Origin of the sequence: Halomonas sp. SL1 (genome assembly GCF_003030865.2) — a bacterium.
Classification (GTDB): Bacteria; Pseudomonadota; Gammaproteobacteria; order Pseudomonadales; family Halomonadaceae; genus Halomonas; species Halomonas halophila.
The window spans coordinates 210,324-224,694 of the sequence record NZ_PYUQ02000016.1 but is presented as its reverse complement, the minus strand read 5'-3'; the positions used below and the strand labels follow the sequence as shown (position 1 = coordinate 224,694).

General features: G+C 67.9%; 11 protein-coding genes. 10 read left to right on the top strand and 1 reads right to left on the bottom strand.

The window, feature by feature from the left end:
- The first annotated feature begins 192 nt into the window (after positions 1 to 192).
- From hrpA to C9J49_RS11260, 4 genes are all read left to right on the top strand, one after another.
- Positions 193 to 4,209 (top strand): ATP-dependent RNA helicase HrpA, encoded by a 4,017-nt coding sequence (hrpA, locus tag C9J49_RS11275; RefSeq protein ID WP_107182143.1) that lies wholly within the window; start codon positions 193 to 195, stop codon positions 4,207 to 4,209.
- A gap of 119 nt (positions 4,210 to 4,328) precedes the next feature.
- On the top strand, positions 4,329 to 5,102 hold the full coding sequence (locus C9J49_RS11270) for a VacJ family lipoprotein (RefSeq protein ID WP_035599581.1): 774 nt from the start codon (positions 4,329 to 4,331) through the stop codon (positions 5,100 to 5,102).
- Between the two features lie 9 nt (positions 5,103 to 5,111).
- The gene (locus C9J49_RS11265; protein WP_046080147.1) at positions 5,112 to 6,302 is read left to right on the top strand and encodes a PP2C family protein-serine/threonine phosphatase; all 1,191 of its coding nucleotides are present in this window, start codon (positions 5,112 to 5,114) and stop codon (positions 6,300 to 6,302) included.
- Positions 6,289 to 6,798: an STAS domain-containing protein gene (locus tag C9J49_RS11260; protein WP_035599584.1), complete on the top strand. Its 510-nt coding sequence runs from the start codon at positions 6,289 to 6,291 to the stop codon at positions 6,796 to 6,798. The genes C9J49_RS11265 and C9J49_RS11260 overlap by 14 nt, the downstream gene beginning before the upstream one ends.
- A 138-nt stretch (positions 6,799 to 6,936) precedes the next feature.
- On the opposite strand, the gene tal is transcribed toward C9J49_RS11260, so the two are convergent.
- Complete coding sequence (gene tal / locus C9J49_RS11255) at positions 6,937 to 7,875, bottom strand: transaldolase (RefSeq protein WP_107182142.1); 939 nt, start codon at positions 7,873 to 7,875, stop codon at positions 6,937 to 6,939.
- A 130-nt stretch (positions 7,876 to 8,005) separates the two neighbouring features.
- Here tal and C9J49_RS11250 point away from each other — a divergent pair, with 130 nt between their 5' ends.
- The 6 genes from C9J49_RS11250 (at position 8,006) to C9J49_RS11225 (ending at position 14,339) form a co-directional block, all read left to right on the top strand.
- Entirely contained in the window at positions 8,006 to 9,190 is a 1,185-nt protein-coding gene (locus C9J49_RS11250) for a Bcr/CflA family multidrug efflux MFS transporter (RefSeq protein WP_035599588.1), read from the top strand.
- Between the two features lie 168 nt (positions 9,191 to 9,358).
- A complete protein-coding gene (locus C9J49_RS11245) occupies positions 9,359 to 10,372 on the top strand; it encodes a PstS family phosphate ABC transporter substrate-binding protein (protein ID WP_046080149.1) in 1,014 nt (337 codons plus the stop codon).
- A gap of 114 nt (positions 10,373 to 10,486) precedes the next feature.
- Complete coding sequence (gene pstC / locus C9J49_RS11240) at positions 10,487 to 11,743, top strand: phosphate ABC transporter permease subunit PstC (protein ID WP_035599593.1); 1,257 nt, start codon at positions 10,487 to 10,489, stop codon at positions 11,741 to 11,743.
- A gap of 18 nt (positions 11,744 to 11,761) precedes the next feature.
- Positions 11,762 to 12,928, top strand: coding sequence for a phosphate ABC transporter permease PstA (gene pstA, locus C9J49_RS11235; RefSeq protein WP_107182141.1), 1,167 nt, complete (start codon positions 11,762 to 11,764; stop codon positions 12,926 to 12,928).
- 93 nt (positions 12,929 to 13,021) lie between these two features.
- Entirely contained in the window at positions 13,022 to 13,804 is a 783-nt protein-coding gene (gene pstB / locus C9J49_RS11230; protein ID WP_046080500.1) for a phosphate ABC transporter ATP-binding protein PstB, read from the top strand.
- Positions 13,805 to 13,931: 127 nt separating this feature from the next.
- Entirely contained in the window at positions 13,932 to 14,339 is a 408-nt protein-coding gene (locus C9J49_RS11225; protein WP_035599597.1) for an arsenate reductase ArsC, read from the top strand.
- The last annotated feature ends 32 nt before the right edge of the window (positions 14,340 to 14,371 follow it).

The following is a 14,371-nucleotide window of genomic DNA, read 5'->3' as shown; positions in this document are numbered from 1 at the left end:
AGCTTCGCGACGAGGCGCAAGGCGCAAGGCGAAGCGAAGGAAGCGGGCGAGGCCTCCTGAGCCAGGGGCGCATGGAGGGTCGATTAGCCCCCGACTGGTTCGCGACGTTACAATGGCAGGCTCGTATCGCCCGACCGATGCGAGCCGTTCTGTCGTCCCGCCCGTTCGATCACCGGAGCCTTCGAGTCCATCGTGAGTACCCTGACCCCAGCCCCCGACGCGCCCGAATCCGATGTTGCCGCCCTGGAGGCCCTGAGGGGCGAACTCGACGGCGTGCAGCTGCGCGATGCGCCCCGCCTGGGTAAGCGCCTCGCCGGCCTGACTCGGCGCTGCCGCCAGGGCAAGCCGGTGGACCGCGGGCTCGCCGAGCTGCGCCGCGAGATCGAGCGCTCCCGCGCCCGGGTCGAGGCCCGTGCCTCGCGGCCGGTGACGCTGTCCTATCCCGAGGAGTTGCCGGTCGCCGAGCGCCGCGAGGACATCCTCGAGGCGCTGCGCGACCATCAGGTGGTGGTGGTGGCCGGCGAGACGGGCTCCGGCAAGACCACCCAGCTGCCCAAGCTGTGCCTGGAGCTCGGGCTCGGCCGGCGCGGGCTGATCGGCCACACCCAGCCGCGCCGGCTGGCGGCCCGCTCGGTGGCCACGCGCCTGGCCGAGGAGATGGAGGTGCCGCTGGGCGAGCAGGTCGGCTACCAGGTGCGCTTCACCGATCACACCGACGACGCCACCCAGGTCAAGCTGATGACCGACGGCATCCTGCTGGCCGAGACCCGGCACGATCCCGACCTGACGCGCTACGAAGCGATCATCATCGACGAGGCCCACGAACGCAGCCTCAACATCGACTTCCTGCTCGGCTATCTCAAGCGCCTGCTCGACCGTCGCTCGGACCTCAAGGTGATCATCACCTCGGCGACCATCGACGTGCAGCGCTTCGCCGAGCACTTCGCCCAGGCGGGCGAGGACGGCACCCGGCGTCCGGCGCCGGTGGTCGAGGTCTCCGGTCGCACCTATCCGGTGGAAGTGCGCTACCGGCCGCTGACCCGCGAGGCCGAGGACGAGGAGGACCGCACCCTGCAGGAGGGCATCCTGCACGCGGTGGAGGAGATCCAGGCCGCCGAGCGCGAGAAGGGCTGGCTGCACGGCCCCCGCGACATCCTGGTGTTCCTGCCCGGTGAGCGCGAGATCCGCGAGGCCGCCGATACCCTGCGCCGCGCCGAGCTGCGCGACACCGAGATCCTGCCACTCTACGCCCGGCTCTCCAACGCCGAGCAGAACCGCGTCTTCGCCCCGCACCGCGGGCGGCGTATCGTGCTCTCGACCAACGTCGCCGAAACCTCGCTCACCGTGCCGGGCATCCGCTACGTGATCGACCCGGGCCTGGTGCGCATCAGCCGCTACAGCTACCGGGCCAAGATCCAGCGCCTGCCGGTGGAGGCGGTCAGCCAGGCCAGCGCCGACCAGCGCAAGGGCCGCTGCGGCCGCGTGGCCGAGGGCCTGTGCATTCGCCTCTACGACGAGGAGGACTACCTCGGCCGCCCCGAATTCACCGATCCCGAGATCCGGCGCACCAACCTGGCCTCGGTGATCCTGTCGATGCTGTCGCTCAAGCTCGGCAGCATCGAGGCCTTTCCCTTCGTCGATCCGCCCGATTCGCGCTTCGTCACCGACGGCTTCCGGCTCCTGTTCGAGCTCGGCGCGGTGGACGAGGGCCAGCGCATCACGCCGCTCGGGCGCAAGCTCGCTCGGCTGCCCATCGACCCGCGCCTGGCCCGCATGCTGCTGGCCGGCGCCGATCAGGGCGGCCTGCGCGAGGTGCTGGTGGTGGTCTCGGCGCTGGCCATCCAGGACCCGCGGGACCGCCCGGCCGAGAAGCGCCAGGCCGCCGACCAGGCTCACCGCCGCTGGCAGGACCCGGACTCCGACTTCGTCGGCCTAGTGAACCTGTGGCACGGCTTCGAGGCCGCCCGCGAGGAGCTCTCCGGCAACCGCCTGCGTCGCTGGTGCAAGGACAACTACCTCAACTACCTGCGACTGCGCGAGTGGCACGATACCTTCCGCCAGCTGCGCCAGCTGCTGCGCGACATGGACATCGACGTGCCGGCGCCGGCCCCGCTGCCGGCCGAGGATGACGACGGCGAGGCGGCGAAGAAGGCCCGCCGCGAGAGCGCCGTGCGGCTGCACAAGGCGCTGCTGCCGGGACTGCTCTCGCACCTCGGCCAGCTGCTGGAGAACCGCGAGTACCAGGGCGCGCGCAACCGCAAGTTCATGATTCACCCCGGCTCGGGGCTGGCCAAGAAGACGCCCAAGTGGGTGATGGCCTTCGAGCTGGTCGAGACCTCGAAGCTGTTCGCCCGTACCGTGGCGAAGATCGATCCGGCCTGGATCGAGCCGCTGGCCGGCCACCTGGTCAAGCGCAGCTACAGCGAGCCGCACTGGGAGATGAAGCGCGCCCAGGTGGTGGCCTTCGAGCAGGTCACGCTGTTTGGCCTGGCGATCGTCAGCCGCCGCCGGGTGCACTACGGCCCGATCGCCCCGGCGGAGTCCCGCGAGCTGTTCATCCGCCGCGCGCTGGTGGAGGGCGAGTTCAAGACCCGCGGCGAGTTTTTCGCCCACAATCGCGCGCTGGTCGAGGAGGTCGAGGATCTCGAGGATCGCGCCCGCAAGCGCGACATCCTGGTCGACGAGGAGGCGCTGTTCGACTTCTACGATGCGCGCATCCCCGAGGACATCGTCAACGGCAAGGGCTTCGAGGCCTGGCGCAAGCAGGCCGAGCGCGACGACCCGGACGTGCTCAAGTTCGACCGTGCCGCGCTGCTGGCCCGGGAGGCCGAGGAGGTCACCCAGGCCGACTACCCGGACGAGCTGGCGCTGAACGGCGTGCGCTATCCGCTGAGCTACCATTTCGCCCCCGGCGCCGAGGACGACGGCGTGACCCTGACGGTGCCGGCGGCGATGCTGCCGCAGCTGCCGGAGGCGCGCCTGGAGTGGCTGGTGCCGGGCCTTTTGCGCGAGAAGTGCATCGCGCTGCTCAAGTCGCTGCCCAAGGCGATCCGCCGCCAGGTGGTGCCGATTCCCGACTGGGTCGATGCCGCCCTGCAGGCCATGACGCCGGACGACGTGCCCCTCACCGAGGCGCTGGGCGAGTTCCTGCGGGTCAAGACCGGCGTGCGGCTCACGCCCGACGACTGGCGGGTCGACCAGCTCGAGCCGCATCTGATCATGAACCTGCGGGTGGTCGACCACGAGGGGCGTGAGCTCGGCCAGGGGCGCGACATCCGCGCCCTTGAGCAGCGCTTCGAGGCCGCCGCCGGGGAGGGCGCACGGGCACTGGCCAGCGAAGCCAGCGAGGCGGACGCCCTGGAGACGCTGCCCGAGGCGCCGCTGCCGGAGTCCCGGGTCACCACCCAGGCCGGCATCCGCGTCGAGGCCTATCCGGCGGTGGTGCCGGAGGACGACAGTCTGCGGGTCGAGCTGTTCGACCACCCCGACAAGGCCCGCGAGGCCCATCGCCGCGGCGTGGTGCGCGCTGCCATGGCGCGGCTACCCGACCAGGTGCGCGCCATCGAGCGCCTGCCCGGCCTGCAGCCCTGCGCGCTGCTGTTCGCCAAGGTGGGCAGCAAGCGCCAGCTGGCCGAGGACCTGGTCAGCGCGGTCTTCCAGCAGGTGGTGGCGGTCGATCCGCTGCCGCGCTCCCGCGACGAGCTGGAGGCGCGCCTGGCCGAGACCCGCGACGCCCTGGTGCCCCGTGCCGAGGAACGGCTCGGCATCCTCAAGCAGGCGCTGGAGGGCCATCTGGCGGTAACCAAGGCGTTGAAGGGCAACCTGAACCTTTCGCTGGCGCTGGTATACAGTGACCTCAAGGCCCAGATGCAGCGCCTGGTGCATCCGGGCTTCGTCACCGAGGCCGGCGACTGGCTGGCGGAATATCCGCGCTACATGGAGGCCGCTCAGATCCGTCTGGAGAAGGCGCCCCGAGAGCGCATGCGCGACCAGATGCACATGCAGGCGGTGCAGGACTTCGAGGCGCGGCTGGCGGCGCGGCGCGAGAGCGAGCGTCGCGGCGGGATCGAGGACCCGGCGCTGGTCGAGTTCGGCTGGTGGATCGAGGAGCTGCGCGTGTCGCTGTTCGCCCAGCAGCTGGGTACGGCGCTGCCGGTCTCGGAGAAGCGCCTCGAGAAGCGCTGGAAGGAGCTGACCGGACGTGCCTGAACGGGCCGTCCGGGCTGGAGTGTTGCGTCGCCGCGGGCTACAGTGCCGGCAGCGTCGCGGCCACGCGATACCGATCGACAATGGACACCAGAATGACGCGTAGGGAGACCGTTCGAGCCATGATTCCGACCTTCCCGAGCCGTCGGGCCGGCCAAGGCCTGGCGGCGCTGTGCGCCCTGTCGCTGCTGACGGGCTGCGCGACCACCTCGGGCGTCGACGATGCCCATCCGGACGACCCCTGGGAGGGCTTCAACCGGGGGGTGTTCGCCTTCAACGAGACGCTCGATCGTTACGCCCTCAAGCCGGTGGCCCAGGGCTACCGCTTCGTGACGCCGGACCCGGTGCAGACCGGCGTCGGCAACTTCTTCTCGAACCTCGGGGAGATCGGCAACACGGTCAACAGCCTGCTGCAGGCCAAGCCGGCCAACGCCGGCATCTCCACCGGTCGCTTCCTGGTCAACTCCACGGTGGGCGTGCTCGGCTTCTTCGACGTGGCCTCCCGCATGGACCTGGTCGGACGCGAGGAAGACTTCGGCCAGACCCTGGCGGTGTGGGGCGTGGGCGAAGGGCCCTACCTGGTGCTGCCGCTGCTGGGGCCGAGCACGGTGCGTGACACCGCGGGGCTGCCGGTGGACATGTACACCGACCCGGTTACCTATGTCGAAGAGGACAAGGTGCGCTACGGGCTGCGGGGCCTGGACGTGATCGATACCCGGGCGGGGCTGCTCGACCAGGAAGAGCTGATTCGCGGCGATCGCTACAGCTTCATCCGCGACAGCTGGCTGCAGCGTCGGCGCTTCGAGGTCAACGACGGCGAGATGGGGGAGGACCCCTTCGCCAGCGACGACTTCGATTTCGACGATGCCGACTTCGATGATGCCTTCGCCGAGTGAGGCCACAGGATGCCTGACGCCAATGAGCTGGTCTGCCTGATCGATGCCCCCGGAGCCGAGCGTGATGCCCTGGCCGAGGTCATCGCCAAGGAGGGGCTGGCGGTCATCGCCGTGGAATGCCTGGAGCAGCTGCCGGACGAGACGGTGCTGGCGGTGGCGCATGCCCGGGCGGTGCCCAGCGAGGCCTGGCAGGCGCTGGCCGAGCGTCTGCCGACGCTGGTGGTCAGCGATGACCGCCAGGACAGCGATCTGATTCATGCCGTGGATGCGGGGCTGGTCGACTACGTGATCGAACCGCGCCGCCACGGCCACCTGCTGCGTCGCATGATCCGTCGGGTCATCGATCTCCACCGCCTGGCCCGGGAGCGCGAGCACGACCGTGAGCGGCTGTCCGAGCTCAACGAGCGCCTGGAGACCCACCTGGCGATGCTGCGCCTCGACCAGCAGGCCGGTGGCCAGATCCAGCGCAAGCTGCTGCCGCCGCGCCCGCAGAGCATCGGCGGGGTCCGCTGCGACTACTGGCTGGTGCCGTCGCTCTACCTGTCGGGCGACTTCCTCGACTTCCAGCGCTTCGACGATCGCTACACCCTGTTCTACTTCGCCGATGTCTCGGGGCACGGCGCCTCGTCGGCCTTCGTCACGGTGCTGCTCAAGTCGCTGTCGCACCGCTGGCAGCAGGAGTGGGACGGCCGGCACCCCGAGGAGCTGGCGCCGCGCTGGCTGGCGGGGCTGAACCGCGAGCTGCTCGATACCGGCATCGGCAAGCACGCGACCCTGTTCGTCGGCGTCATTGACCGGGAGCGGGGCTATCTTCACTATTCGCTCGGCGCGCAGCTGCCGATGCCGATGCTGATGGCCGAGGGCCGGGCGCACTATCTGGAAGGCGAGGGCATGCCCGTCGGGCTGTTCCCCGACGTCGAGTATCCTCGGCTGGGTTGCGCGCTGCCGGCGGACTTCCGGCTCTGGCTATGTTCCGACGGCATCCTGGAATGCCTGCCCGGGGAGACCCTGGAGGCGCGACTGGAGGTGCTGAGGGCACGGGCCGAAGGCAGCGAGACGATCCTGGACCTTCGTCGGGGGCTTGCCCTGGGCGACGACATCGCCGAGGCTGACGGTGAAGACGATGCCTCCGGCCGGGACGAGCTTCCCGACGACCTGACGATCATGATGTTGAGCGGATTTGGCAATGATGATGCATGAAGGCCGCCTCAAGGCGGCGTTCGACTCCGGCGTGTTCGTGCTCAAGCTGTGCGGTGACGTCCGCCTGACGCTCTGCGCCACGCTCGACACCCAGGCGCAGCAGCTGGCCGAGACGCCGGGGCTGGAGGCGGTGATGGTGGACCTGCGTGAGGCCACCAACGTCGACTCCACGGCCCTGGGGTTCCTGGCCAAGGTGGCCATGGCGCTGCAGGGGCGCCTGAAGCAGCCGCCGACCATCGTCGTCGACAACCCGGACGTGCGGCGCATGCTCGACGTCATGGGATTCGCTCACTACTTCACCCTGGTGGAGTCGCCGATCACCGAGCCCCATGAGCTGCGCGACCTGCCCGAGGTGCCGGCCGACGAGGAGGGCATGCGTCAGCGCATCCTCGAGGCGCATCGTATCCTGATGCACATGAACGAGCACAACCGCGAGCAGTTCCAGCCGCTGGTGGAGATGCTCGAGGATCACAAGGACGAGACGCCGGGCGCCTGAGCCAAGCGGGCATGGTATGGGGCCAGAAACGCCGCGCCTGGCCGGAATGAAGGAAGGCCGGAATGAAGAAGGGGGAGGCGCCGAACGACGCCTCCCCCTTCGCGTTGCGAGGGCTGCCGGCACGACGCCGGCCGGCGATCAGACCTGGCGCAGCTCGCCCAGCAGCGTCTCCAGCTTGCGCTGGTCGGCCATGAACTTGCGGATGCCTTCGGCCAGCTTCTCGGTGGCCATGGCGTCCTCGTTCAGCGCCCAGCGGAAGTCGGCCTCGTTCTGGGGCTCCGGGGTGCGGGTCTCGGCGTCAAGCGGGGTGAGGCGGCGCGTCAGCGTGCCCTGGCTCTGTTCCAGCTCTTCGAGCAGGGCCGGCGAGATGGTCAGGCGGTCGCAGCCGGCCAGCGCGGTGATCTCGCCGCTGTTGCGGAAGCTGGCGCCCATCACGATGGTCTCGTAGCCGTGGCCCTTGAAGTGTTCGTAGATGCGCTTGACCGACTGCACGCCCGGGTCGCGGTCGCCGCTGAAGTCGGCGTCCGGCTGCTGGGCCTTGTGCCAGTCGAGGATGCGGCCGACGAAAGGGGAGATCAGGGTCACGCCGGCATCGGCACAGGCGCGGGCCTGGTCGAAGTTGAACATCAGCGTCAGGTTGGTGTGGATGCCTTCTCGCTCCAGTATCTGGGCGGCATTGATGCCCTCCCAGGTGGCGGCGAGCTTGATCAGGATCCGCGACGGGTCGACACCGTGACGCTGGTAACGGTCGATCAGCGAGCGGGCCCGGTCCAGCGAGGCCTGGGTGTCGAAGGAGAGTCGCGCGCTGACTTCGGTGGACACGTAGCCGGGCACCAGGGCGCTGATCTCGCTGCCGATGTCGACTGCTACGGCGTCGAGGGCATCGTCGATATCGGTGGCCTGGCGGGCGATCTCGGCCAACCGGGCGCGGCGGCCCTCCTGCTGGGCGGCCTGAAGGATCAGCGAGGGGTTGGTGGTCGCATCGGTGGGCTGGAAGCGGCGGATCGCCTCGATGTCGCCGGTGTCGGCGACCACCGTGGTCATGCCTTTGAGTTGCGTCAGCAGGTCGTCTGCCATGGGTCCTGAGTCCTCCGTGTGTCGAACCTTCACTCTAACAAGCGCGGGAAAGGGAAAACAGGCGCGTCCAGCATCGGCCAGTGAGGTGCGTTATCATTAGCGTCCTTTTGGCATGCTTCTAGGAGGTCGCTTGACCCTCAGCGCTCGACGTGTGGCCCTGCTGGTGGCCACCAATACCGCCCTGGCGCCCTTCGCCATCGACGCCTATCTGCCGGCGATGCCGGCACTTGCCGAGGCAGTGGGGGCGAGCGTCCATCACACCGAACTGTCGATCAGCCTGTTCCTGTTCGGCTTTGCCTTCGGCCAGCTGTTCGGCGGGCCGCTGTCCGATCGCCTGGGGCGCCGCCCGGTGCTGCTGGTCGGCCTGGTGATCTTCCTGCTGGCCAGCCTGATGATCATGCGGGTCGAGAGCCTCGGCGAGCTGCTGACCTGGCGCTTCGTCCAGGCCCTGGGCGGCGGCGCCTGCGTGGTCAATTCCGCGGCCATCGTGCGCGACTGCTTCAGCGGGCGCGAGGCGGCCAAGGTGATGTCGACCATGGCCATGATCCTGATGCTGGCGCCGCTGGTGGCGCCGGCGGTGGGCAGTGGCCTGTTCTACCTGGCCGACTGGTGGCTGATCTTCGCCTTCCTGGCGGCCTATGCCGCCTTTCTGCTGTGGCTGATGGGCACCCGGCTGCCGGAGACCCGGCCGGTCGATGCGCCGATCGCCTCGGCCGGTCAGGTGCTGCGCAACTACGGGAGCGTGCTGCGCCACCGTGAGGCCATGGGCTACGTGCTGTCGGTGGCCTCGACCTTCTCGGGCATGTTCGCCTTCATCACCGCCTCGCCGTTCCTCTACATGACTCACTATGGGGTCTCGCCGGCGATCTATCCGGTGGTGTTCGGCGCCAACGTGGTGGTCATGGCCTTTTCCAACCGCATCAACATCCGCCTGCTGCGTCATCGCACGCCCCAGCAGAACATGCGCCTGGGGCTCGGCGTACAGTTGTGCGTGGCGCTGTCCCTGGTGATGCTGGTGGCCACCGGGCTGGATTCGCTGGCCACGGTGGTGCCGCTGATCATGCTGTTCATGGGCATGGTCGGGCTGATCACGCCCAATGCCATGGCCTCGATGCTCGAGCACTTCAGTCATATGAGCGCTACCGCCACGGCGCTGCTGGGCTGCATCCAGTTCACCTGTGGCGCCCTGGCCGGGGTGGTGGTCAGCGCCTTCGAGGTCGACAGCGCCTGGCCCATGGTGCTGACCATGCTCACGGTGTCGCTGATCGGCAACCTGGCCCTGCGCGCGCTGGCCGGTCGCGCCGCCCTCCACTGAGTCCCGTTCCTGCCCGCTCCGACGACCGGCCCCGCCTGCGGGGCCGGTGTCACCCTCCGCCGACGCCGATGTCGGCATCCGAGCTCGCTTGTCATGAAGCTGTCATTTTCGTGGGGCATCTTGTGTGTCGCGAAAGGATGATCACTTCCCCGAACAGGAGCTCTCTCCATGAACCGCATCCTCAAGACCACCGCCATCGCTGCCGCCGTCATGGGCGTCGTCGGTGTCGCCCAGGCCCGCGATCAGGTGCGCATCGTTGGTTCCAGCACCGTCTACCCGTTCGCCAGCTACGTGGCCGAGGAGTTCGGTGCCACCACCGACTACCCGACGCCGGTCATCGAGTCCACTGGTTCCGGCGGCGGTCTGCGCCTGTTCTGTAACGGTGTCGGCGAAGGCACCCCGGACATCACCAACGCCTCGCGTCGCATGAAGCCCTCCGAGTTCGAGCGCTGCGCCGAGAACGGTGTGACCGACATCACCGAGGCCTTCGTCGGCTATGACGGCATCGCCTTCGCCCAGTCCGCTCAGAACGACGAGATGAACGTCAGCCGCGAACAGCTGTTCCTGGCCCTGGCCGCTCAGGTGCCGGTCGATGGCGAGCTGGTCGACAATCCCTACACCCAGTGGAGCGACATCGACGCCTCGCTGCCGGAGCGCGACATCGCCGTCTACGGTCCACCCACCACTTCCGGTACCCGCGATGCCTTCGAGGAGCTGGTGATGGAAGCCGTCTCCGAGGAGATGGAGGCCTACGGCGGTGAGGGTTACACCGACATCCGCGCCGACGGCGCCTACATCGATGCCGGCGAGAACGACAACCTGATCGTCCAGCGCCTGACCGAGAACACCGCCGCCTTCGGCATCTTCGGCTACTCCTTCCTCGAGGAAAACGCCGACAGCGTGATGGGCTCCCACATCGACGGCGTGGCGCCGACCCCGGACGCCATCGGCAGCGGCGAGTACCCGGTGTCCCGCTCGCTGTTCTTCTACGTGAAGAACCAGCACGCCGACGAGGTCCCGGCCATGAACGAGTACGCCAACATGTTCATGAGCGAGCAGATGATCGGTGATCTGGGCTACCTCAAGGGCATCGGCCTGATCCCGGCGCCGGAAGACATGCGCGCCGAGGCTCGCAGCGCCGTCGAGAACCATGAGGCGCTCGAGCTGGCCGACCTCAAGTAAGAGGCCGGATCTCAGCCCTGTACCGGCCGGCAGCCAGGGGCTGCCGGCCGGCGCACGTTCCGACGGGTCGCCGGCCTTGCCGGCTCCGCGGATCCATTCCGCCGAGAGACAACTATGCAGACCAATCAAATCCTCGCTCTGTTCTGCGGCACCCTGCTGGTGCTGGGTCTGATAGCCTTCTTCCTGGGACGAGCCAAGGCCGCCAGGGTGCGCGCCGCCGGCACGTCCATGCATGCCCAGCCCGACCAGTACGCCTGGTTCAGCGTGCTGTCCACCGCCGGCCCGGCCATCGCCGTGGGCGTGGTGGGGGCCTTCGCCATGCTGCTGCTGGGCGCCGAGATTCCCACGCTCTACCTGCTGGCTGCCAGCCTGGTCGTCGGCTGTGCCGGTCTGGCCATGGGCATCGCCATGGTGCGTCCGGACTTTCACGCGCGTAAGGCCATCGAGAGCGTCATCCGCTTCTTCCTGGCCGGCGCCGCCTTGATCTCGATCTTCACCACCTTCGGGATCCTGATTTCCATCGTGGGAGAGGCCATCCGCTTCTTCCAGATGCAGAGTTTCTGGGACTTCATCACCGGTACTACCTGGAACCCGGGTGCGAGCTTCCTCGAGGCCGCCGGCCGCGCCGAAGAGGGAGCCAGCGCCGCCCAGTTCGGTTCCATCCCGCTGTTTGCCGGCACCTTCATGATCACCGCCATCGCCATGCTGGTGGCGATCCCGGTGGGCCTGCTGTCGGCGATCTACATGGCCGAGTTCGCTCCCCAGCGCGTGCGTACCCTGGCCAAGCCGGTGCTCGAGGTCCTGGCCGGCATCCCCACCGTGGTCTACGGCTTCTTCGCCGCCATCACCGTGGCGCCGCTCATCGTCAGCGTGGCCGGCTTCTTCGGTATCGATGCCTCCTTCAACAACGCCCTGGCGCCCGGGGTGGTGATGGGCATCATGATCATCCCCTTCATCTCCTCACTGTCCGACGACGTCATCAACTCGGTGCCGGACAGCATGCGCCAGGGCTCGCTGGCGCTGGGCATGACCAAGGGCGAGACCATTCGCGACGTGGTGGTGCCGGCGGCACTGCCGGGCATCATCTCCGCCTCGCTGCTGGCGGTATCCCGGGCGCTGGGCGAGACCATGATCGTGGTCATGGCCGCCGGCATGCGTCCCAACCTCACGGCCAATCCGTTCGAGGACATGACCACGGTGACGGTCCGCATCGTCGCCGCCCTGACCGGTGACCAGGAGTTCGCCAGCGCCGAGACGCTGTCGGCCTTCGCCCTGGGCCTGGTGCTGTTCGTGGTGACCCTGTCGCTGAATCTGGTCTCGGTGATCATGATTCGCCGGTTCCGCGAGAAGTACCGGATCAACAACCTCTAACGCCTTGGAGCCTATCCGATGAGCCAATCCTTCGACGAGATCAGCGCCCAGCTCCGGCGTCGTCACCGCAAGTCCGCGCGCCTGAAGTGGATCTCCATGGGTGCCCTGGGCCTGGCCGGGCTGTTCCTGGTGCTGTTCTTCACCGACATGATGATCAAGGGGCTGCCGGCCTTTCAGCAGGCGCAGGTCCAGGTCGAGGTCGACTACAGCGAGCGGGCCTCCCAGCTGCCGCTGGCCGCCGTCCAGGAGGATGTGCGCCCGCTGGTCAGCCGCGGTTACCTGCGCCTGATCCCCGGTCGCATGGACGACAATCCCGAGCTGCTCGGCACCACCCGCATGGAGTGGGTGCTGGCCGACGGCCAGGTGGACCAGTACCTCAAGGGCCATCACAGCCGGCTGAGCGCCAGCGAGCAGGAGGTGGTGGACCGGCTGCAGGCCGAGGGGCGTGCCGAGCTGCGCTTCAACACTACTTTCTTCTCCAACGGTGACTCCAAGATGCCGGAGCTTGCCGGCATCGCCTCGGCCGCCATGGGCACGGTGCTGACCCTGCTGGTGACGCTGGCGGTGTCCTTCCCGATCGGCGTGATGACCGCGGTGTATCTCGAGGAGTTTGCCCCGGACAACCGCGTCACCCAGCTGATCGAGATCAACATCAACAACCTGGCGGCGATCCCCTCGATCCTGTTCGGTCTGCTGGGTCTGGCGATCTTCATCAACTTCTTCGGCGTGCCGCGGTCCTCGCCGGTGGTCGGTGGCCTGACGCTGGCGCTGATGACCCTGCCGGTGATCATCATCGCCACCCGCACCGCGCTGCGCAGCGTGCCGGATTCCATCCGCCACGCCGCCTTCGGGGTGGGCTGCTCGCGCTGGCAGGTAGTACGCGACCACGTGCTGCCGCTGGCCCTGCCGGGCATCATGACGGGCTCGATCATCGGCCTGGCCCAGGCCATGGGCGAGACCGCGCCGCTGATCATCGTCGGGATGGTGGCCTTCATTCCCGACGTCACCTCGTCCTTTACCGAGGCGGCCACGGTGCTGCCGGCGCAGATCTTCACCTGGGCGGGTGAGCCGGATCGTGCCTTCATCGAGAAGACCTCCGGGGGCATCCTGGTGCTGCTGGCCGTACTGATCACGCTCAACGCCACCGCGGTGGTGCTGCGCAAGAAATTCGAACGTCGCTGGTAAATCCCGCGGCCAGACACAGGATATGCCAAGATGAACATTCAAATTTCCGAGCGGAAGATGGGCCCCATGAGCGGACACAGTGCCGGCGAGCCGGTGGTACGCAACGAGAACGCCAATCACGAGCTGAGCGTGCGGGTGCGCGACCTCAACCTCTGGTACGGGGAGACCCAGGCGCTCAAGAACATCAACGTTGACGTCTTCCAGAAGAACGTCACGGCGCTGATCGGTCCGTCGGGCTGCGGCAAGTCGACCTTCCTGCGCTGCCTCAATCGCATGAACGACCTGATCCCCAGCGTGCGGATCCAGGGCCTGATCTCGATGGACGGCCGCGACGTCAACGAGGCCAAGATGGACGAGGTGGCCCTGCGCCGCCGCGTCGGAATGGTGTTCCAGAAGCCTAACCCCTTCCCCAAGTCGATCTACGACAACATCGCCTATGCGCCGCGCATGCACGACCTGGTGAGCCGCAAGGCCGACGTCGACGAGCTGGTGGAGCGGGCGCTGCGCGACGCCGGCCTGTGGGAAGAGGTCAAGGACAAGCTGCAGGAGCCCGGTACCTCGCTGTCCGGTGGCCAGCAGCAGCGCCTGTGCATTGCCCGGGCGATCGCCGTGCAGCCCGAGGTCATCTTGATGGACGAGCCGACCTCGGCCCTGGACCCGATCTCCACGGCGACCATCGAGGACCTGATGGACAAGCTGAAGCAGCAGTTCACCATCATCACCGTGACCCACAACATGCAGCAGGCCGCGCGCGTCGCCGACTACACGGCCTTCTTCCACCTGGGCGAGCTGATCGAGTACAACGATACCCAGACCATGTTCTCCAACCCGGCCACCAAGAAGGCCGAGGACTACATCACCGGGCGCTACGGCTAAGCGGTGCTCGCGTGATCATCCGACGGGGAGGCCTCTGGCCTCCCCGTCTGCGTTATCGTCCTTGTCACAAGGGTGTCATGTGGCTCGACTATATATGGAAATCCATATATATTCGGGAGCCCACGACATGACCAGACGGCGCATCCTCTTCCTGTGCAACGCCAACTCCGCTCGATCGCTGATGGGCGAAGCCCTGCTGCGCCACCTGGCGGGGGACCGGTTCGAGGCGTTCAGTGCCGGCAGCGAGCCGGATCGTCCCCATGAAATGGCCCTGGCGGCGCTGCACAAGCAGGGCATCGATACCCAGGGGCTGGCCAGCAAGTCGCTGGAGGCGTTCGCCGGCGAGCGTTTCGATACCGTCATCGTGCTCTGCGACAAGGCGCGTCAGGCCTGTCGCGACTGGACCGGCGAGGTCGATGAGCGCCTCGACTGGGACATCCGTGACCCGCGGCTGATCGAGCGCGAGCAGGCCTATGAACAGGCGCTCCAGGAGATTCGTCATCGGCTACAGCTGTGGCTCGATGCCCAGCACTGAGTCGCGGCCGTCGTTCACCGTCATCCCCGGGA